The organism is Rhodobacteraceae bacterium IMCC1335, from assembly GCA_039640495.1.
Classification (GTDB): domain Bacteria; phylum Pseudomonadota; class Alphaproteobacteria; order Rhodobacterales; family Rhodobacteraceae; genus Thalassovivens.
Genome location: CP046864.1, coordinates 2,728,099 through 2,749,259, shown reverse-complemented (window position 1 = coordinate 2,749,259; position 21,161 = coordinate 2,728,099). Strand labels below are relative to the sequence as shown.

Annotated in this window: 17 protein-coding genes and 2 pseudogenes; 12 read left to right on the top strand and 7 right to left on the bottom strand. The window is 48.3% G+C overall.

Going from position 1 to position 21,161, the window contains the following annotated elements; translation table 11 throughout:
* The first annotated feature begins 23 nt into the window (after positions 1-23).
* The 3 genes and pseudogenes from GN241_13245 (at position 24) to GN241_13235 (ending at position 8,994) form a co-directional block, all read left to right on the top strand.
* A complete protein-coding gene (locus GN241_13245; protein ID XAT58233.1) occupies positions 24-725 on the top strand; it encodes a hypothetical protein in 702 nt (233 codons plus the stop codon).
* A gap of 49 nt (positions 726-774) precedes the next feature.
* Positions 775-4,181: pseudogene (locus GN241_13240) on the top strand (TM0106 family RecB-like putative nuclease).
* 193 nt (positions 4,182-4,374) lie between these two features.
* Complete coding sequence (locus GN241_13235; protein XAT58232.1) at positions 4,375-8,994, top strand: DUF3320 domain-containing protein; 4,620 nt, start codon at positions 4,375-4,377, stop codon at positions 8,992-8,994.
* Positions 8,995-9,039: 45 nt separating this feature from the next.
* On the opposite strand, the gene GN241_13230 is transcribed toward GN241_13235, so the two are convergent.
* Positions 9,040-10,233: a site-specific integrase gene (locus GN241_13230; GenBank protein XAT58231.1), complete on the bottom strand. Its 1,194-nt coding sequence runs from the start codon at positions 10,231-10,233 to the stop codon at positions 9,040-9,042.
* 478 nt (positions 10,234-10,711) lie between these two features.
* Positions 10,712-10,828 (bottom strand): annotated as a pseudogene (locus tag GN241_13225) (NAD-dependent epimerase/dehydratase family protein).
* A 636-nt stretch (positions 10,829-11,464) separates the two neighbouring features.
* Between GN241_13225 and GN241_13220 the strand changes: the two are divergent.
* Positions 11,465-12,295 (top strand): hypothetical protein, encoded by an 831-nt coding sequence (locus tag GN241_13220; protein ID XAT58230.1) that lies wholly within the window; start codon positions 11,465-11,467, stop codon positions 12,293-12,295.
* 104 nt (positions 12,296-12,399) lie between these two features.
* Here the strand turns inward: GN241_13220 and GN241_13215 are convergent, their stop codons facing one another.
* From GN241_13215 to GN241_13205, 3 genes are all read right to left on the bottom strand, one after another.
* Positions 12,400-12,624 (bottom strand): hypothetical protein, encoded by a 225-nt coding sequence (locus GN241_13215; GenBank protein XAT58229.1) that lies wholly within the window; start codon positions 12,622-12,624, stop codon positions 12,400-12,402.
* A 70-nt stretch (positions 12,625-12,694) separates the two neighbouring features.
* On the bottom strand, positions 12,695-13,021 hold the full coding sequence (locus GN241_13210; GenBank protein ID XAT58228.1) for a YnfA family protein: 327 nt from the start codon (positions 13,019-13,021) through the stop codon (positions 12,695-12,697).
* 2 nt (positions 13,022-13,023) lie between these two features.
* On the bottom strand, positions 13,024-13,452 hold the full coding sequence (locus GN241_13205) for a MerR family DNA-binding protein (GenBank protein ID XAT58227.1): 429 nt from the start codon (positions 13,450-13,452) through the stop codon (positions 13,024-13,026).
* 172 nt (positions 13,453-13,624) lie between these two features.
* On the opposite strand from GN241_13205, the gene GN241_13200 reads away from it, so the two are divergent.
* From GN241_13200 to lspA, 8 genes are read left to right on the top strand one after another with little or no spacing between them, the layout of a single operon-like run.
* The gene (locus GN241_13200) at positions 13,625-14,221 is read left to right on the top strand and encodes a redoxin domain-containing protein (protein XAT58226.1); all 597 of its coding nucleotides are present in this window, start codon (positions 13,625-13,627) and stop codon (positions 14,219-14,221) included.
* Positions 14,218-14,643: a disulfide bond formation protein B gene (locus tag GN241_13195; GenBank protein ID XAT58225.1), complete on the top strand. Its 426-nt coding sequence runs from the start codon at positions 14,218-14,220 to the stop codon at positions 14,641-14,643. The genes GN241_13200 and GN241_13195 overlap by 4 nt, the downstream gene beginning before the upstream one ends.
* Complete coding sequence (locus GN241_13190) at positions 14,640-15,299, top strand: thioredoxin domain-containing protein (GenBank protein ID XAT58224.1); 660 nt, start codon at positions 14,640-14,642, stop codon at positions 15,297-15,299. Before GN241_13195 ends, GN241_13190 begins: the two co-directional genes overlap by 4 nt.
* 25 nt (positions 15,300-15,324) lie before the next feature.
* Positions 15,325-15,786, top strand: coding sequence for a copper chaperone PCu(A)C (locus GN241_13185; GenBank protein XAT58223.1), 462 nt, complete (start codon positions 15,325-15,327; stop codon positions 15,784-15,786).
* On the top strand, positions 15,786-16,409 hold the full coding sequence (locus tag GN241_13180; GenBank protein XAT58222.1) for an SCO family protein: 624 nt from the start codon (positions 15,786-15,788) through the stop codon (positions 16,407-16,409). The genes GN241_13185 and GN241_13180 overlap by 1 nt, the downstream gene beginning before the upstream one ends.
* Positions 16,406-16,855: a DUF411 domain-containing protein gene (locus GN241_13175; GenBank protein ID XAT58221.1), complete on the top strand. Its 450-nt coding sequence runs from the start codon at positions 16,406-16,408 to the stop codon at positions 16,853-16,855. Before GN241_13180 ends, GN241_13175 begins: the two co-directional genes overlap by 4 nt.
* A 26-nt stretch (positions 16,856-16,881) precedes the next feature.
* Positions 16,882-17,664: a ZIP family metal transporter gene (locus tag GN241_13170; GenBank protein ID XAT58220.1), complete on the top strand. Its 783-nt coding sequence runs from the start codon at positions 16,882-16,884 to the stop codon at positions 17,662-17,664.
* Between the two features lie 6 nt (positions 17,665-17,670).
* Positions 17,671-18,138, top strand: coding sequence for a signal peptidase II (lspA, locus tag GN241_13165; protein XAT58219.1), 468 nt, complete (start codon positions 17,671-17,673; stop codon positions 18,136-18,138).
* On the opposite strand, the gene GN241_13160 is transcribed toward lspA, so the two are convergent.
* Both GN241_13160 and GN241_13155 read right to left on the bottom strand, forming a co-directional pair.
* On the bottom strand, positions 18,129-18,638 hold the full coding sequence (locus GN241_13160) for a L,D-transpeptidase family protein (protein XAT58218.1): 510 nt from the start codon (positions 18,636-18,638) through the stop codon (positions 18,129-18,131). The genes lspA and GN241_13160 overlap by 10 nt on opposite strands.
* 66 nt (positions 18,639-18,704) lie before the next feature.
* Positions 18,705-21,050, bottom strand: coding sequence for a heavy metal translocating P-type ATPase (locus tag GN241_13155; protein ID XAT58217.1), 2,346 nt, complete (start codon positions 21,048-21,050; stop codon positions 18,705-18,707).
* Between the last annotated feature and the right edge of the window lie 111 nt (positions 21,051-21,161).

Below are 21,161 nucleotides of genomic sequence, written 5' to 3'. Positions count from 1 at the left end.
GCAGAGCTTGTCATCCTCGCCCCTTGACAATTTTACAGTTTCAGTACGAAGTTTCAGATAATAAAAAAAGAGAATTAAAAGAATTAGGTTTTGAATGGGCGCCGGTAAAAGATGCTTGGGATGCGGGATTTAGTCACTTACAGGATTTTTTGCTCAATGATGAAATCACACAGTTAAACACACAAACCATTCATAATGGCTATAATCTGGGAGGCTGGGTTTCAGATCAACGAAATAAAAGGGAACACTTGGAGCCGGACAAGAAGAAAAAATTAGACGAGTTAGGATTTATATGGGTGGCGAATACCGCAGCTTGGGACAGAGGGGTTTCTGAATTCAAAAAGTTTGTAGAGGAATTTGGACATTCAAAAGTTCCACAAGGGAACAAAATCCGAGAAGGATATGTAACACCCGACGGTTACAAATTAAGTAACTGGGTTGTTAAAGCCAGACAAAGCCGTAAAAATGATAAACTCCCACAACAACAAATTGAAGAATTAGATAGATTAGGATTCATTTGGGATCCCCGTACCCACGCATGGGAAGAGGGTTTCAATACTTTGTTGAAATTTTATACCCGAGAAGGTCACTCCAATGTTCCGGTATCACAAATTGAAGACGGTATAAAATTAGGCCAATGGATACGTTACCAGAGAAGGTGGCAGAAACAGTTAAGTTCAGCGCAGAAATCCAAACTCAGAAAAGTAGATTTCACTTGGGAATAGCTGTAATTTTCATTCACGTTAAATCTTAAGCACAACTGGCAAACAAATCATGAAATGTGTTGAAAACAGCATACAGTTGAGTTCTGGCGATCTCATTGGTCATCTTAATTGTGACCACCTTACATCTCTTAACGTCCAAGTTGCTAATAGGACATTAAATCAGCCCGATAGCTATGACCCACTGCTTCGCTTGTTACAGGAACGAGGCCAGAGGCATGAAGACGATTACATTGAACACCTCAGAAACAAGGGGTGTCAGATTACCGTCATAGACGGCGTAGACATTTCAGATGCTACTGTTGAGGCGACCAAAACCGCAATGATTGCAGGAGACGAATACATAGTTCAGGCCGCATTAAAAAATGAACGATGGGTTGGTCGTGCCGATATTTTACGTAAAGTTAATATTCCCAGTTCACTTGGTTCCTATTCATATGAAATCATTGATACAAAGCTCGCTCGTGAAACTAAAGGCGGCACATTATTGCAGCTTTGTCTCTACTCTGATTTGCTAGCACAAGTCCAAGGATGTGCGCCAGAACGAATGTATGTAGTCTCGCCCTGGAATAATTTGAGCCTGAAGAGTTTCGCTATGCTGACTACAGCGCTTATTATCGAGGCGTGAAGTTAGCAGCAGAAGTCGCTGTTGATCTATCTGCCCTGGCGGTGACGTATCCAGAACCTAAAATGCATTGTGACGTTTGCCGCTGGCAAAAAGACTGCGAAAAACGCCGCCGGAATGATGATCATCTCTGTCTGGTAGCTGGGATATCTAAAAATCAAATTAAAGAACTCGGCTCACATAACATCAACACAATGAAACAGTTTGCTAGTTGGCAGTTGCCTGAGGGCTTTAGACCGAAGAAAGTTTCTATTTCTTCATTTGAAAAGATATTGGCTCAAGCTTCAATTCAAGTTGAGGCCCGAGAAGCCGGCCATTTAAAATTTGAATTCCTTGAATTTGTCCCTGAAACTGGGTTGTCCGCACTACCCGAGCCCAACCCAGGGGATGTATTTTTTGATATAGAAAGTGATCAGTTCGTTGGCGAACACGGTATCGAGTACTTGTTTGGTTATAGCATAACCAATGATGACGGAGAACATGAGTATGTGGCCGACTGGGCATTAGATCGTGTCTCTGAAAAAGCTATTTTTGAACGGTTTGTAGATTTCGTTTGCCGAAGACGGCAAGAGTATCCAGGCATGCACATCTATCATTTTGGCGGCTATGAAGCTGGCGCTTTAAAGCGCTTGATGGGCAGGTATGCCACTCGTGAGAATGAAGTGGACAACCTATTGCGTGGGTTAGTTCTAGTAGACCTATTGTCTGTGACAAAGAATACTATTCGGGCAAGTGTAGAAAGTTATTCTTTAAAACAGCTTGAGGCATTTTGTGGGTACGAACGTAAGGTTTCATTGCATGATGCTAATGTTGCTCTGACGCAAGTGACCGCTGGGCTTGAGTTGAATAACATTGGTTCTATCAGCGATGAAGCAAAATCTATTGTAGAGGAGTATAATGCTGACGACTGTTATGCGACACTGAAGCTACGTGATTGGCTAGAAGATCTTCGCAATCAAAAATTATCTGAGGGCGCACCAATCACACGTCCAGCGCCTAAATACGATGAGCCTAGCGAAGAGCTAACTGCTCAGCAAAAGCGTATTCAAGAACTGATCGAAATATTGGTTCAGGATGTGCCAGTAGATGCAGCTGAGCAAAATAGTGAACAAACTGCCTTATGGCTTTTAGCTCATATTCTTGATTGGCACCGTAGAGAAAATAAGGCTGTGTGGTGGGAAAAGTTTAGGCTCCAAGATCTTAATGAAGCTGAACTTTATGATGAAAAAGCAGGTCTTTCCGGGCTAAGCTTTTTAGAAACTATTGCGGCGAGCAAAACGGGCATTCCAACTGATCGCTACAGCTTTGATATGCAGGACACTGATATTAGAGGTGGAGAAAGCGTTCATAATGTAGGTGGGGCAAAATTAGGTACAATATCCAATATCTCATTTGAAGAACAAACCATCGATATAAAAAAGTCAAAAGCATCCGCTGAGATACACCCAGAAGGTATCTTTGTGCATCAGTTCATCGATCCTAAGGAACAGGCAGCGTCACTACTTCGATTAGGGGAGTATGTTGCCGAAAATGGAATTTTAGGTGAAGGTCCATACAAAAGCTCAAGGGATCTCCTTCTTCGGTCCAAAGTCCCGATGGACAGCATTTCAGTTGAGGATGATAATACAACTGCTCTTTCTAGATCTATCGACTTAGCCAGCTTTTTGACTTCAGGAGTTCTTCCTATTCAAGGCCCTCCCGGGACTGGAAAGTCGTTTACTGGAGCACGGATTATCTGTGAGCTAGTCAGGCAGGGTAAAAAAGTAGGTATCACTGCCAATAGTCATAAAGTGATCCGTAACCTTCTTGATAAAACCCGTGAAGCAGCTGCCGAACTAAATATGGATTTAACCTGCATACAAAAGCCAGAAATGGGAAGCGTTGAGCCGAATTCGCCAAGCCTCATATTCGCTAAAACCAACGATAATGTGCTTGTTTCACTTAATGACGGGACTGCTCAGGTGGCTGGAGCAACTCACTTTTTTTGGAGCCGTGAAGATGCTTTTGAAGCGGTAGACGTCTTGGTGGTCGATGAGGCGGGTCAAATGTCATTAGCCAATGTGTTGGCTTTAGCTCATGCGGCACAAACAGTTATTCTTTTAGGTGATCCTCAGCAATTAGAACAACCAATGCAGGGTACGCATCCAGATGGTACTGGAGTTTCCGCCTTAGACCATTTGCTAGATGGACGAAAAACCATTGCCAGCAATGAGGGTTTATTTTTGGGCGTAACCTATAGGATGCATCCAAAAATCAGCAATTTTGTTTCCGAAATGTTTTATGAAGACAAGCTGACTGCTGTTTCTGGTTGCGAAAATCAGTCTGTTAATACTAGTGGCAAAATAGATGGCCCAGGCTTATACCTTCTTCCTGTGTCTCATGGCGGAAATACTAGTTCATCAGTTGAAGAGGCCACCGCAGTCCAGAAACTAGTGGCAGATATATTGGAAACTGGCGAGACTTGGACAGATCGTGGCGGTACTCAGAAAGTGATTACGCTAAACGATATTGTCATAATTGCACCTTATAATGCTCATGTATTCGAAATTCAAAAACTACTCCCAACAGCTCGAGTTGGGACCGTTGATAAGTTTCAAGGTCAAGAAGCAGCAATAGCTATTTTTTCAATGGCAACCTCTACTTATAGCGACGCCCCCCGTGGAATGGAATTTCTGTACAGCTCAAACCGTTTCAACGTTGCTATTTCTAGAGCGCAATGCGCTGCCGTTTTGGTGGCTTCAGACAATCTATTTAATGTAAACTGTATGACCCCTCGGCAAATGCAACTCGCCAATCCATTCTGCCGATACTCGGAAGTAAGCAAAAGATTATAATTAGACGTCAATCACAGAACTGTGCCTAGCAAATTGTACCAATTGAAATGCTAGCAATTTTTAATGATAAACCTTTTCTAAAAAAAATCATAAGTGTTTAAAAAGCAATTTAACGATATTTAATTTTAAGAATTTTTCCTTGTCACTAACGGCTCACTACTTTTAAGCTGAGACGTTAAATAAGGAATGCTGAATGTCTGAAATCGCAACCCAGTTAGAAGCAACTCGCAAGCGTTTAGTGGAAACAGGAACACGTAATAGGCTGATACATGTCAATCGTTCAACGAAGCGTGGAAACTTAATTAATGTAGTTAATGAGAAGTCGAATGAAATCTTCAAAATCTTAAAAGAAGATTCTAAGCGCATGAAATTTCTGGGTGTTGGCATTGAACAAGACGAGGTCTCAGAAGATGATATTTTGCTGGCTATATCTGAGGAAGTTGATGAAACCAGGTATACCGATTTAATAATCGAAACTGATCTGACGCCGGACGCTTTGCAAAAACGACTTCTGAAAATTTCTAGCGCAGCGAGAACGTCTGAAGAAGAACAAGGGTTGAATATTCTGTATTTAGCCATTGGTTTTCTGCGGTGGTATGAAGATGAAAAATCAGAAGTCTTGCGAGAGTCTCCTCTAATTCTTTTACCGGTAGAGTTAGTTAGAAATGCAAAGACTTCTACCCTTGATTTAGTGAGCCGTGACGAGGACATAGTCACCAACTTACCGCTGCAAGAACGTCTTTATAATGATTTTGGGATTGAACTGCCCGAAATTGAGGAAGTTGATGAATGGTCACCCACTGAATATTTTAACAAAATTGAAAGTATAATTGGTAACAAAGGTAGATGGTCAGTCGACCATGATGGAATGCAATTAGGTTTTTTCTCTTTTGCAAAACTTTTGATGCTTCGAGATCTAGATCCAGAGAACTGGACACTCCAAGATTTAACCCAAAATGATATTATTGATAGATTGCTAGTGTCTGGATTTGGGTCAGAAGAACCAGTAATCGGTCAAGGTGAGAAAATTGACGAAGTCCTTGATGTAAAAAACATCTTTCAAGTAATTGATGCTGATTCAAGTCAAACTAAGGTGATAGAAGAAGTTAATTCGGGTAAAAATCTTGTTGTACAGGGTCCGCCGGGTACTGGGAAATCTCAAACTATCACTAATATCTTAGCAGCTGCAGCTCACAGTGGAAAAAAAGTGTTATTTGTCGCTGAGAAAATGGCTGCTTTGAATGTTGTGTACCAAAGAATGGTTAAAGTTGGCCTTAGTGATCTATGTTTAGAATTACATTCGAAGACTGCGAATAAGAAGGCTGTGTTAGGCGAAATTGGTATGACCCTTTCAAAAAGCTCATCAATTGTGGAAGCACAGTCTGTCGATGAGGATCTCACCATTCATAGAGATAGATTGAACGAAATTTCAGGTATGCTGCATGAGGTAGTTGCCGATAGGGACTATTCTGCATTTTCGGTATTAGCAAAGATTTCAAGATTAATGGGTGAAGGAGTCGAGCCGCCGGAAATTTCATTGCCTGATCTTGAGCATTTAACTTTCAGTGAAATTGACGAGTTACTGCATTCTGTCAAAAAATATGTAGGACTAAAAGTAAAATATGGCAGCTATAATTCTCATCCATTCTTGGGGGTACAAAATTTAGACATACAACCCTTTGATGTTCAGAGGTTACCTAACGAAATTCGTAACTTCCAAAGACAATTTAGTGATTGGAAAGTTTTTGCTTCGACGATAGCAGACTTACTTGAAACTATGAATGATGCATCTGTAAATGCCGTAGCAGAGCATGTAGAGCTCGTAAAACACCTGAGGGATTTTCCAAGTTCTGATACAAATCTTTATGAACTGCTTAAACCCTTAAGTGAAGACGGACGTTTTTTTGATGGTCTCGAAGCGACAGCCACTTGGGCGTCATCTAAAAAAGCATTATCTGAAAAAGTAGCTGACACGGTATGGTCCTTGGACCATAATTCAATTAGGTCGGCTGTTGCTGCTGGAACGACAAGCTGGTTTAAACGAGTTTTTGGCCCCTACCGTAGAATTTGCAAAGATTTGCAAACCCATGTCAAATTTACTTTGCCCCATTCACCTAGCGATCGCTTAGATTTTATAGACGCCATAATTGTGGCGGCAAAAGAGAAAAAGTTATTTGAAGCAGAGGCTGGGTATCTTTCCTCGAAACTTGACTATGCTTGGAGAGCTGAAAGGACGGAAGTTTCAGAGCTTCAACAAGTGCTCAATTGGATCAAAAAGTTTCCTGCTGAAATGAAAGATTGTTCTCCACAAGTGATTGCAAAAGTAAAAGCCACTAACCTGGAGGAATTTGTAAATAACCAGGCGGAAGAATTGAGTTTAAACTTATTTGGGTCTTTAGATCTATTAAAAAGTAAGTTGATGTTGGACGATAACTCGTTGGATGTTTGCGACCAAAAGTTTCAACAAATTTTGGATCATCTTTCGTTGTATCCGGAATGGACTGAGTTTCACTTTTCTCGTCAAACACTCATCGAAAAAGGTATTGAGGCGTACTTAGAAGCACATGATGATAAAAAAATATCTGACAGTCTGCTTGCTAGTGAAATTGAATTCGCAATTTTCGAAGAGAAGTGGCGTATTTGCCAACACAAGTTTCCAGAATTAACTGAAATTTCTAAACTAGATAGACATAAACTAGTTAGTACTTTCTCATCTTTAGAAGAAAAGAAAGTGGATTTCACCTGTAAGAAAATTCTCAAATCTCATTTAGAGAATTTGCCCAAAGGTGCAGTGGGAGAAATGGGTTTAATTCGTGGCGAATTAGCAAAAAAGCGGAGACATAAATCTTTAAGATATATGATGACACATGCGGGTAATATGATCTCTCGTATTAAACCTATTTTTTTAATGAGCCCTATTTCTGTGGCTCAATATTTACCCCCTGAAAAGGTCGAGTTTGACCTACTTGTTATTGATGAGGCAAGTCAAGTGCGCCCTGAGGATGCTCTTGGGTCAATCGCCCGAGCCAAACAAATTGTAGTTGTAGGAGATCAGAAACAGCTGCCACCCACTTCTTTTTTTGACAGGCTAATAGATAATGCTGAGGCTGAAGATTTAGAAGATGAAAGCCCGTCAATTGTTCAGGCCGTAGAAATGGAGAGTATTCTTTCTCTATGTGAAGCGAGAGGCATGCATCAATCAATGCTGGAATGGCATTATAGGTCACGTGATCCTTCTTTGATTATGGTATCAAATATAGAGTTCTATGATAGCCGTTTAATTCTTCCACCAAGCCCTATGGCTCAAGATGGTTTTTTTGGTTTGTCCCTAAACCGAGTGCCCGGGGCATACTCTAGCGCAAGTAAAGGGCAAGGAAGGGCCGGAACCAATAGAATAGAGGCAGAAGCTGTAGTTGATCGATTAACTGAGTTAGCGTCAAGTCATCCTAATTTTTCCGTTGGGATCGTCACATTTTCAAAATCGCAAGCAGATATGGTAACAGAAATACTTGAATTCAAACGCCGCCATAATTCAGTGCTAGATATGTGTCTTCGGGAAAATAAACCTGAAAACGTTTTTGTAAAAAATATTGAGAATGTTCAAGGTGATGAAAGAGACATTATATTGATAAGTGTTGGTTACGGTCCATTTGAACCTAACCAGGCCTTATCAACAATGAACTTTGGACCAATTAATTCGGATGGTGGGGAACGAAGACTTAACGTACTATTTAGTAGGTCACGAGTAGCATGTGAAGTTTATACTTCATTTAATCCCGCTGATATTGATCCGTCGAGAACTTCAAAAGAAGGACCTAAAGTTCTTAAGAAATTTCTGCAATTTGCTGAAAATGGTTTTCTACCTGCGTTAGATGTTTCTACAGAAGAGCCTGATAGCGATTTTGAGGTTGATGTAGCTTTTGAAATCAAAAAAATGGGTTATGAGGTTGACTATCAGGTAGGTACTGCAGGTTTCAGAATTGATATTGGGGTTCGAAAGAGAGGCTCAAATAACTTTTTACTCGCCGTAGAATGTGATGGTGCAACATATCACTCAGCTTTGTGGGCCAGAGAACGTGACCGTTTAAGGCAAAATGTCCTGGAAGGATTCGGTTGGAAGTTCCATCGAGTTTGGAGCACTGATTGGTTTCATAGACGCAATGCAGAATTGGAGCGTCTAAAAACAGTTTTGGAAAATTGTGCAGAGTTGGAGATTGGAACTTTTATAAAAGGTTCCAACCATAACGCACCAAAAATCAAGAATGAAGTTGATACTCCTAAGCTTGATGAAATAATAATTTTGGAAACTAAAATAGAGGTTCCAAAGTATACTAAGGCCACAATAAGCGTTCCAAATGGTTTTGAGCCACATGAACAACCACTTTCGACTATTATGTCCGCATTATACGAAATCGTAAAAATTGAAGGTCCAATTCATGTTAACGAGCTGGCTCGTAGGTACACCACAGCGCATGGAAAGACTAAAGTTGGATCTCGGATCTTATCAGCCGTCAAGAATGCTGTGAAAAAATGCGTTTCTAATGGAATGTTTTTAGAAAAAATGAACTTTTTGGCAACTCAAGAACAATTTCATAAGGTTTCAGTAAGGGATAGATCAGAAGAAACTACTCCTACGACCAAGGCTGAATTTATATCCAAAGAGGAGATAAAATCCTGTGCCGAACTTATAACTGAAGAAAGTGGTGAAATTCCTATGGAAGAACTTGTCAAAGCAATTTCGGGAGTTTTGGGATTTAAACGTACGGGCCCAGATTTGCATGAAAGAATAGTGGACTGCATTGTGGATGATTAAGGGGCTCCTTTTGATATTGAACACTTTGAAAGGATTGGCAGCTAGTCACCGCTTCCGCCCACTATGCACCTCAGCATTCAGCAACGGGCTGTACTTACTATAATGCCTGTCTATCATCTCAGTGCTGTTACCAAGTTGTCTGCTTAATGCGTGTGTCGTCACACCACGTTCCAAGTTCAGCGTGGCATAGAAATGCCTGAAGCTATACAGCGTGCGTGTCCTACCATCTGCACCAGTCTTTAAATCCAATTCCGCCAGCAATGCGTTAAATGCTCGATTGAGATTGTGCACGGTAACTGTCTCACCAAGCCTTGTGGTAAATACTGGCTCGTCTAACTTAGCAGCAATCAAACTATCGAAGTCTGCTGCACGAATGCGTGGATTTAACTTTGCCTGACGCCAAAGAGAATTTTCAACGCTATCTCTAGCTATTGCTGTTCGCTTGTTTGTTTTACCATCCACATTGACTGCCAAGTAACGCTCACCATCACGCTCATACCATTCGATGTTGCGCCAACATAATCCCAGTGCTTCAGTGCCATGCCTCACACCGGTGTTGGCTAGGAATAACACATAGTTTCGGAGAGTTTCTCTTGTGGCGGCTGACTTCTCATTGGGTGTCTTTTTGTGGAACGTTCTTAGTGCGGAATAAATTACACGATATTCCTCAACGCTAAAGCTGCCTCTGCTCTGTGTCTTCACACCTTTGTTGAGCAGGGTAGGGCGCAGTGACTTTACTAACCAGCCATTGAGTTCTGCTTCGTCCAGTACACGGTTTAGTGCTGAGTTGTGATTATTGATGGTACTCTGCGCAGGCACCCGCCCATTCTGTGCCGTACGCCACGCATCAAACGCCGTTACAGCAGCCAAATCCAGCTTTGCTATATCAGTGGTGCCAAAGTAAGGAATGAGCCATTTGTTTAGAGCCTGAGTGTAGTCTCTGTATGCCTGCTTACCCACACCCTCACGTATTTCTGTTTCCATACGTGCGATGGCGTGTTTAGCAACATCCGCAAACTTACGGGTAGTTGCTGGCAGTTTGTTTTGAATGCGAGCATCAACTTCGTAATAAAGACGCAGCGCCACTTCTTTGGCTGTTTCTATATCTTCAGTCTTAGTTGTTTTAACCAGGCGTTTGCCATTTGGTAGTGTCAGACGAGCATACCAGTTGTCACTGCCTGCACGTTTATCCAGCCTCAGCTTCTTGTGTATTCGGATAGATTCTACGCCGTAGCTCATGCTAAAAAGTCCATAAGTATCTGTTTTTATGGAGTAACATGAATCTGTGAAAATTCATATCTAATTTTGTGTACAAATTGTGTACGGAAATTTAATGACTACATGTAGTTTGACGTGGTAGGTTTTAACTAACATCTACAAGATGTTGTGGAGGCGGGTACCGGAATCGAACCGGTGTACACGGATTTGCAATGGAATGTACGCGTTTAAATAATTGTAATTAAATAGTTATTTTTATTAAATGTACGGTGTGTATGTAAATGTGTAAGTCCGTGTGTTGTATTAAAGCAAGAATTGTGTGTTCAACACCACAAATGCGCTTATCGGAACCCTTAAGCCTCGGAAGTAACAGACTATTGCTCGAGATTAACTTTTTATCTTTTCCAGGTTTTTCCTAATCCACTGAGCGAGTTCATCTTCACTCATATCACTCGCAGCTACGCGTATGATCGTCTTATACTTGTCTTCAGGTGAGGCCGCTAAAAAGCGACGAACGGCGCTTTATTCCATGTACTTCATAACCTTTTGACAGCAAAAACTCTGCTAGATAAGAGCCATCCTGTCCAGTTATCCCAGTAATTAAAGCTCGCTTCATTTATCTTCTCCGTTAATTCCTGGAATATACATCTTCGTATCTGACGATACCGCCCACCAGCGCCCGAAGCCATCATCCCGATGGACCAAAGGCCGATCATGCACTAACTTTCAATATGGACCACTCAAGTGGGGCTGCTCAAAACGAGGTACTAGTGCTGTCAGAAAAGCAGAATTTATCCTGCACATTGTGTTCGCATTAGCAGTCTGAGGATCAACTTTTCCAGGGGCATAATTACCGTGTTCAACACCCTGATTTTGCTCAATTTTGTGTGAAAACTGTGTATCAACTGTGTAAGCTGATTTTGAAGGGTAAATTTCTCTTAAGTCGTTGTTTTTAAGTATTTAAATGGGAAGTTTGGGCGAGTGTAACTGTTTTTGCAATCCAGAAAGAGAGACTTCAAAAACAACGACTTAAGGGTGCAAAACACCCCCTGACAAAAAGTGAACAAAAAGCGAAAGTTTCAAAGCCAATTTCGCCGGTTCAAAACGAAAAAGGCCCCGTCACAGCGGCAACTGTGAACCGGGGCCAAATAGAAAAAGCCTGTCAGCTTTCAATGGACAATAGCATAGGCCCGTGCTGCACCGCAAACGCTCAGTCTGCTTTTTCATGGCCTCTGACCGGTGAGGTGGTCCAATGAGCTGGCGTATCGCAAACGAATGCGCCGAACGCCGCTTTGGCAGCGCCGCGCGCAAGCAGATCATCATGTTCCTGGCTGACAAGGCGAGCGATGATGGCTCGGGCATCTGGTGCTCCAAGGGCACGATCCAGCGCACCATCATCGACTTCCTGCGTGAAGGCATCTTGATCGAGACAGGGCGGCGACACTGCAAGAACGGCTACACTGTCATTTACCGCATCGTTCTGGAACGCGTGGCCGCGCTCGACCCCACCGCCGAGCCCGACATTGAGACGGGGGTCACTGTGAACCCCGTCCAGCCTGAACCCGGTACGGGGTCCACGGTGAACGGGGTACGGGGTTCACGGTGGACCCCAAACCATCCTAAAACCATCCATAAACCACCTACGCGCAGGCGCGAGGCGGCGGCGGAGGTTGAAGATTTTGAAACTGAGAAGATCTTGGCGGCCTATCCCGAAGACAGGATCCGAGACCGGCGGACTACTCTGCGCCTGATTGCAGCGGCTGAGAAAGCCGGTGTGGAGCCCGATGACCTGAAGCAAGCGATCAAAGCCTATGCCAACGAAAGCGAAGGCTACACGCGCAGCAAGGTCTGTTTCTCAGACAACTGGTTCAAGATGCGCCGGTGGGAGAAGGGGCTTGCCCAGGTGCAGGCCGACCGTGAGAAGGCGCGAGAGGCCGAAGCCAAAGGCCGTGCGAGCCTCGCCGAGTGGATTCACGAGCGCCATCCCCTGTGCCGCCATATCACGAACCGGCAGACCGAGGATTTGATTGCGTCAAAGCTGGTGACGCCCGAGCAGGTCTGCGCTGCGGGGCTGCAGTCGTGAGTGTAGCTCGCATGTTACGCTGTGGCGTAAAAATAAAATATTTACGTTGCGGCGTAATTTACTTTGATTTACGCTACTCCGTAAAAGGAGCCGCATCATGGACCTCACAGCACGCACGGCCGAGCAGATCGGCGAGGCACTTCGCCGGACTCGAAAGGCGCGCGGCTGGACCCAAAGGCAATTTCATTGCGTACGAAATCGTAGACCGCGCCAATACGGTCATGGGTCGCAAGAGCTTTCCACCCTCTTTCCGCAACCAACTGCTCAATCGACGGATGGCCGAAATTCAGGATTGGGGTGGCTGCTAACAGCCGGTCTTCTGCGCTCATCATACATCTCCTCGAATCGTCTTTGAGTAAGGTATAATTGCTACAGTGACTATAGGTTAAAGGCTTAACTTTAAGCGCTGCGTGAACCTAGGAGAATGACGGCAGCGCCAAAGAGGCAGACAGCCGCTCCCATTGCATCCCACCGGTCAGGCCGCTGGCCCTCAACCAGCCACATCCACGTAACTGATGCTGCGATATACACCCCGCCATAAGCCGCAAATGCTCGCCCCGCGACGGTGGTATCGACCTGCGCCAGCAACCAACCAAACGCTAACAAGGCGCATCCTCCCGGGAGTATCCAAAATGGGGTTGCCCCGAGCCGCCACCAGGTACAGATTGCGAAGCAACCGGCAATTTCGGCCAATGCGGCGAGTGGGTAAGCGGCCAGTGCTGGCATTACTAGGCTCCAATCTCATCGTGGTTGGTCAGGCACTGAGAATGATCGCGTAGAACTTCGAGAACCTTACAGTCGGCCGTATTGCCTCCGCTGCATTCGTGGATCATCCGTTTCAGCTCTGTGCGCAGCGCTTTCAAGCGATCCATCCGCAATTCGACCTGTTTGAGTTGTCGACGAGCGATGGAGCCGGCCTCATGGCAAGATCGATCCGGATTGTCGCTAAGATCAAGTAGCTCGCGGATCGCCTCCAGCGGAAATCCCAACTGGCGCGCGTGTCGAATAAAGGACAAGCGATCGACTTCGGCGTAACCGTAACGCCGCTGCCCGCCTTCAGTGCGACCCGGTTCGGGCATCAGGCCGATCTGTTCATAGTATCGAATGGTTTGGACTTTTGTTCCGGTCTTCTTTCCCAAGCTTCCAATTGTCAGCATGCAACCTCCATATCTATAGTGTTGGTAGCTATAGCTATTGGCATGCGCAAGCCAGCACTGTAATCACATGTCCGTGAAGGGCTGCTTCTTAGCCAAGAAATAGCTTGAACCTCTAGCAGCTAGAACATTTAGACTGCTGTAAAAATGGGCGGAATCGGGCGTAATACGACCAATGAGATTTTCTACGTTACAAAAAATGCTTTGGGGACTCGTCACAATCGCGATTGTTGGGTTCATTTGGCTGCAGGTTTCTACCAGAAGCGAACCGCGGGCTGATGATCCTGCGTTCCGGGCGGATTTCGAACTGACCGATCACCAAGGCAAGGTGCAGACGGACGAAGACTTCGCAGGGCGCTGGATGCTCGTGTTCTTCGGCTTTGCGAATTGCCCTGATGTCTGCCCCACGACCTTGGCCGAGGTTGCCGCCGTCATGGATGGGCTCGGCTCTAACGCGGCCCAAGTCCAGCCTCTTTTTATTTCGATTGATCCGGAACGTGATACGCCCGAACAACTGGCAGGGTTTGTCCCGGCCTTTGATGCCAATATCATCGGTCTCACCGGTACAGCGGATCAGATCAAGCGAACGTCCGAAACCTTCCGTGTATATTACGAGAAGATCGAAGAGGCGGCTTCGCCCAATGGGTACACGATGGGGCATTCCTCTCAGCTGTTCCTCTTTGATCCCCAAGGCGGATATGTCGGGGCTTGGACATATGGCACATCAGCTGAAGAAATTCTTTCTGACCTTAAGGCGCGGATGTCGATATGAGCCGATTGATGTCAAAAGAGACGGCTTTGACCGCCGCGTGGATCGTCGCTTTGGGAAGTTCCCTGGCCGTGCTCTATATCGGTGAGGTGCTGGGGCAGGCTCCGTGCAATCTGTGTTGGTTTCAGCGCGCTTTCATGTTTCCGCTAGCCATCGTTCTTAGCCTTGGTCTCTGGTGGGAAGATCATCGGGTCGGCCGCTACGGTGTTGCGCTCGCCCTTGGTGGGGCCGCCATCGCACTTTGGCATCTGGGCCTCTACACTGGAATTCTCCCGGAGCGCATCCAGCCCTGCACAGCGACCGGCCCGTCTTGCACCGATGACAATCAGGTCTTCCTCGGCGTCCCAATCCCGCTCTTGTCGCTGATCGCCTTCGGGTTGATCGTGGTCCTGTCCATTTTCTCCCTGAAGGAACCACGCACATGAAAAACAAATCGATCGTTCTATCGGTCCTTCTCGTCGGTCTTGCAGTCTTTGCGGCCGCCGTTTGGTTTCAGTCGCGCTCGGCCTCGGTGGTTCAGGTTGAGCTAGTCCAGCCGGAAATCGCGGAAACACTAATCCGGTCCTACTCTCCAATCATTGGTCCGGAAGAAGCCCCTGTGACTATAGTCGAGTTCTTCGATCCGGCTTGCGAAGCCTGCCGCGCCTTCCATCCGATTGTGAAGGACATACTGGCCGAGCATGACGGCGATGTACGCGTCGTGCTGAGATATACCCCCTTCCACGGTGAAGCCTCAGAACAGGCCATTCGTGTGCTCGAAGCGGCACGCATGCAGGGCGTTTTTGAGCCGGTCCTCGAAGCACTCCTTGAGTTCCAGCCCCGGTGGGCCTCCCATGGTGCCCCCGCGCCCGGTTTAATCCTTGCGATCGCTGAACAAGCTGGTCTTAACGCTGACAACGCGCAAACGCAGATGATGGCTCCTCAGACCGTTGGCGTTCTCAATCAAGATCGCGCCGATGTGGAAGCGGTTGGCGTGCGCCAGACACCCACCTTCTTCGTAAATGGAAAACCTCTTGATCCCTTCGGCGCAGATGAGTTGCGCGCCCTCGTGGCTGCGGAAGTCTCGGCGAATGGATCATGACCAGAAAACTATCAGGAACAAACCTATGAGAAAATCTACCTTCCATGCCCTTGCATTCAGTATTCTGGTCGGATTGCCTACAGCTTCCCTTGCGGGTTCGGAAGACATTGTGATCGAAGACGCATGGGCCCGCGCGTCTATCGGTACCAACCGTCCGGGCGTAGCCTACATGACCCTGCGCAACACGGGCACTGACCCGGTGACATTGGTCGGGCTGGAAACCCCATTGGCCATGATGCCGGACATCCACGAAACCACGACTGATTCAAATGGTGTCAGTTCCATGGGCCCTGTCGGTGAAATCAACATTTCTCCGGGCGAGAGTGTCTCGCTGGAGCCAGGCGGCATGCATGCGATGCTGATGCGGTTGCAAGCCAAGATGATCGAAGGCGAGACGTTTCAGCTAACCTTAAACTTTGCCGATGGCGGGACACTGACTGTTGACGTTCCAATTTTTGGCATTGCGGCGCTCGGTCCGGAAGGCTGATGAACCGAAGAACCCTTTTCACTTATGGTGCCGCAATAAGCGGGGCGCTTGCGCTCACGCTATTTATTGGCTGGTGGCGAGTGAACGGTCCCGGCGCGCCTGAACCTGTAGCTCAGCGACCCTTGCCGCTCACCCAGATGGACTTTCAGATGACCGATCAAGGCGGTGCAACCGTCGGACCCGCGTCGCTTCTGGGCAATCCATCCATGGTGTTTTTTGGCTTCACATACTGCCCCGATGTTTGCCCAACCACATTGTCGGATATTTCTGGCTGGCTTGACGACCTTGGAGATGATGTTGCGGACATGAACGTCGTGTTCATCACGGTCGATCCGGAGCGCGATACCGTGGACGCCATGGCGGAATATGTCAATTATTTTCACCCTGCTATCCAAGGCTGGAACGGGACGCTTGAAGAGACAGCGCGCGCTGCCGCTGGCTTCCGTGCGCGCTATGAAAAGGTCGCCACGGACGGCGACTATACGATGAACCATACGGCAAGCGTCTTTCTCTTTGATGCTGAGGGGCAGTTTTCCGGCACAATAGACTACCATGAACAACGGGAATTCGCGGTGCCAAAAATCCGCCGCGTCCTTGCAAGAACCGGAGAACAATCCTCATGAAGCTTTTTACGCTCGCAACCCTTTTTTCAATGAGCTTCGCCGCTCAGGCCATCGCCCAAGCGACCCAAATTGAAGTTATTAAGACGAATGGCTGCGGGTGCTGCCTAGCGTGGATGAAACACCTCGAAGAAAACGGCTTTGAACCCACAGGTGAGGATATGTTTGCAGGCCTTTTTGTACGCTTCAAACTCGATAATGGCGTTCCGCAACGTATGGTGTCCTGTCACACGGGGCTCATCGACGGATATGTGATCGAAGGCCATGTCCCAGCGGGTGATATACGCAGGTTACTCAGCGAAAGACCAGACGCAGTAGGCCTCGCGGTGCCGGACATGCCGCTTGGCTCGCCTGGTATGGATCAGAGCCGCTGGCGTGAGGCCTACGACGTGTTTCTCATCAACAACGACGGGTCGACAGAAGTCTTCTCAAGCTATTCTGGCGACTGAAGAGATTTACAACGAAAGATATAAATTTGGACACTCTCTCCCCCATCATGCTCGGATTTCTGGGTAGTCTTGCCGCAGGTTCAATGACCGCCATTGGCGCAATACCCGTGCTTTTTGGTCGCGTACCGTCTCGCGCTACCCGAGACCTCTCACTTGGTTTCGCAGCAGGCGTGATGCTGGCGGCATCGTTCTTTTCCTTGATTATACCGGCACTTGATGCTGCTGAACTACGGTATGTGAACGAGGCCGCACCGGCAGCTATTGTGTGTATTGCGATCCTCCTCGGGATGGGTGCCGTGGCACTCATGAACGAGAAACTCCCGCATGAGCATTTCAGCACAGGTCGCGAAGGGCCGGAGGCAGCATCCCTTCGACGGGTGTGGTTGTTCATTATCGCCATCACGATCCACAATTTTCCTGAAGGGCTCGCTGTTGGCGTCGGCTTCGGCGCGGACGGTGTGTCAGGTGGTATGCCGCTTGCGATCGGGATCGGGCTGCAGAACGCGCCCGAAGGTCTGGCCGTCGCGGTGTCACTGCTCGGCGAAGGGTATTCGAAAGTCCGGGCTTGGGGGATCGCCGCATTAACTGGCATGGTTGAACCCATTGGAGGGCTTTTGGGTGCGGGGATCATCACGATCTCCGAACCGCTTCTTCCTTGGGGTTTGGCGTTTGCCGCAGGTGCGATGCTCTACGTTATCAGTCACGAGATCATTCCTGAAACCCACCGAAGCGGTCATCAGAACAAGGCAACACTTGGCCTTGCGATCGGCTTGGTCATCATGCTGTTTTTGGACGTCTGGCTCGGATAAAAAAAGATGAAGATATTCATCCTTCCCGGCCTGACTACCGTGTTGATCGCTCTTTTCGTGGATCAAGTCACGAAGTTCTTTGTCATGGACAACGCATCCTCGTTTGCCACCGGCATTCAAATCTTACCCATATTCGACCTTGTGTATGTTCAAAATGATGGGGTTAGCTTCGGGATGTTCGGGGGCATGCCTTGGTGGGGACTGTCGGCATTGGCGCTTTTGATATGTGCCGTTCTCGGTGTGCTGCTTTTTCGCAGCGACAATCGTATCGAAGCTGTTGCACTTGGTGCGATCATTGGCGGCGCACTCGGAAACGTTGTAGATCGCTTCCGATTTCAAGCCGTTACTGACTTTCTGAGCTTCCACATCGCGGGCCTGTATTGGCCGGCCTTCAACTTGGCCGATGTTTTTGTCGTATGTGGCGTTGGCGTACTTTTGTTGTATCCGGTGTGGGACGCACGTCGTCAGGCATAAATGTCGATGGGCGTGCCATCGCGCACCATTGCATAAATCTCTTCAATCTGCCGATCACTGACCGCAATACATCCGGCGGTCCAGTCCTGCTTATTCGTTGGATCGATCCCCCGCCTCGGGCCACCGTGGATAAAGATATCACCCCCTGGAGACTGGCCCTGAGCTGCCGCAAAAGCGCGGTCGGCCGCATTCGGGTACGAAATGCCAATTGAGAGATGAAACAGGCTCTCGGGATTTCGGCGGTCGATGGTATAGGTTCCTTCGGGCGTGCGTCCGTCGCCCTCGAATTGCTTGTGTCCTTCCGGGGCAAAACCAAGCCCGACCGGGTAAGAGCGCAGCACGCCCTGCGCTCCATCGAGAACGAGCAGTCGTTGAGATTTGTAGAGGCGCAGGCGTGTCACGTCAGGGCCAGTGTACGAACTGAATTTGTTGGCGCATCCGGCCAAGAATGTCGCGACCGCACCAGATAGGAACAGCCGTCTCGGTAATTTTGTTATCATTACTGCCCAATGCCTTTTCTTCGGAGGTTCGTTTTGCCTATCTGATACAGCGTTGCCTTCCGCCAATCAATGGCCGTGAGCCAGCGCGCCCTTTGCCAATTCTTCGCCAACTTGCTCTCCGCCGCGCGGTCCTTGATCGTTGTCGCGCGCTCGTAACAACCGCAAGGCATTCGCGACAACGAGGAGCGAAACCCCGACGTCTGCCGCGATCGCGCCCCACATGGACGCCATGCCAAAGGCGGTCGCGACTACGAAGACTGCCTTGGTTGCTAAAGACAGGCCGATGTTCTGTTTGATGATCGACATGGTCCGGCGCGAATGCCCGATCAGCCATGGAACTTTGCCGATATCATCGGTCATGAGCGCGATGTCCGCCGTTTCAATCGCAGCGTCCGACCCAACTGCGCCCATTGCGATGCCGTAATGCGCACGCGCCATTGCCGGTGCGTCATTCACTCCGTCCCCGATCATTGCGACGGTGCTATATTGTGCGACCAGCTCCTCGATCGCTGTGACCTTGTCCTCGGGCAAGAGTTCTGCACGCACCTCGTCGATGCCGACCTCGGCAGCCACTGCACTTGCGGTGGCCGCGTTGTCACCCGTTAGCATGATGATCTTTTTAACGCCTTGAGCGTGCAAGCGCGCGATAATGCCCTTGGCATCTGGCCGGATCCGGTCACGCAGTTCGAGAACGCCGCTGACGCCTTTCGCGTCACCGATCGCCACAAGCGTGCTTCCAGCGCCTTCGATCTGATTGCGTAGATCAGCCGGGATATCCCCGCCAAGGCCCTTTTCCTCGGCAAACCGATCGGAGCCGAGCCATATGGACTGACCATCCATTTGACCCTCAAGGCCGCGTCCTGGAACGGTTCGGGTATCCTCGGCGGCGACAATTTTTATTCCGTCTCGCTCTGCACGGCCAAGGATCGCCCGTGCCAGAGGATGTGACGAGCGCGCTTCGAGGGCAACGGCCCGTGCCATAAGTTCGGCTTCGCTTGTGTCACCAAGCGGATAAATGGCCGCAACCTCGGGCTCACTCATGGTGATCGTACCGGTCTTGTCCATGGCCAGTGCTGTCGTGCGACCCGGGGCTTCGACATAGGCTCCGCCCTTGATCAGCACACCGTTGCGCGCCGAGGCGGCGAGGGCCGCGACAATAGAAACTGGAGTCGAGATCACCAAAGCACAAGGGCAGGCGATGACCAAAAGAACCAGTGCGTTGTAGAACCAAAAGCCCCAATCGCCGCCCGCGACAAGTGGGGGGATTACAGCAATGAGAATGGCAAGCACCATCACAACTGGCGTGTAAATGCGGGCGAACTTTGTCACCCATTGTTCGACCTCCGCGCGACGCGAATGCGCATCGCCAACCATGCGAATGATCTTGGACAGAACCGTGTCAGACGCGGCCTTCGATGCCCGTACAGTCAACGTGCCCTCACCATTTATGGTGCCCGCGTAGACATCGTCGCCTGCCTCCTTTGGCACCAAGGCGCTTTCACCTGTAATGGGGGCCTGGTCGACGGCTCCCGCCCCGTCGACAACTTCTCCGTCGAGAGGAATGCGGTCACCACCGCGCACGATGAACTTGGTTCCAATAGCAACGGCCGCTGCAGGCATATCAGCCTCAGACCCATCATCGTAAATAATCCGCGCCGTAGGAGGCGCGAGGTCGAGAAGTGCCGAGACAGCATTGCGTGCGCGCCCGACGCTCCAGCTTTCAAGATACAGTGAAAGTGAGAAGAAAAACGCAACAGTCGCGGCCTCAAAGAACTCTCCAAGTGCGATTGCACCGGCAACGGCAACCACCATCAACAGGTTCATATCAGGAGAGATCCGACGCGCAGACGACCATGCTTTAGGTGCGACCAGCCACACACCTAATAGAATAGCGCCAGCGAACAAGGCGATTTCCGCAATTGGCATCGCGGCTTCACCATGGCCGGAAAAAATGCCGATGGCCCCGCCGATGCCAGTTTCAACAAGGTGGTAAATGAACCCCGCCGCCCAAAAGCCTCCGCTCAGCATCGTGAACAGCTTTTGTTTCTTCAGATGTGCAGCCTGATCAGCGCTGGCGTCCTCGACATCCCACGGTTTGGCCGTCATGCCTGTTGATGCGACCGCCTTGATGATGTTGTCCGAGGACACTGACGTGCCACCTTCAAGAACGGTCATTCTGGCGTTAATGACGTCAAAGGCCAGAAATTCCGCCCCTCCGACCTCTGGACCGACGACTTTGTTGAGGATCGAGACCTCTTCCGCGCAGTCCAAACCGCTGACGTGAAAACTTCGCCCGTCGGAGGCGCTGACTTGCGTTGGCGCGATAGCATCACCGCCGCAGCAACTTGTACCTGTTTCTGAAGAAGAAGCAGCGGCATGATCGTGATCATGATGAGCAGCAACGTGTGGCATGAATTATCCCTAGATTCGCGACTATTTTGGCAAGGATACGAGCTACAGCAACTAGAGCTTCAAGAAGAAAAACGACAGCCCGTCCGATATTCGTTTAAACTACGAAAACCT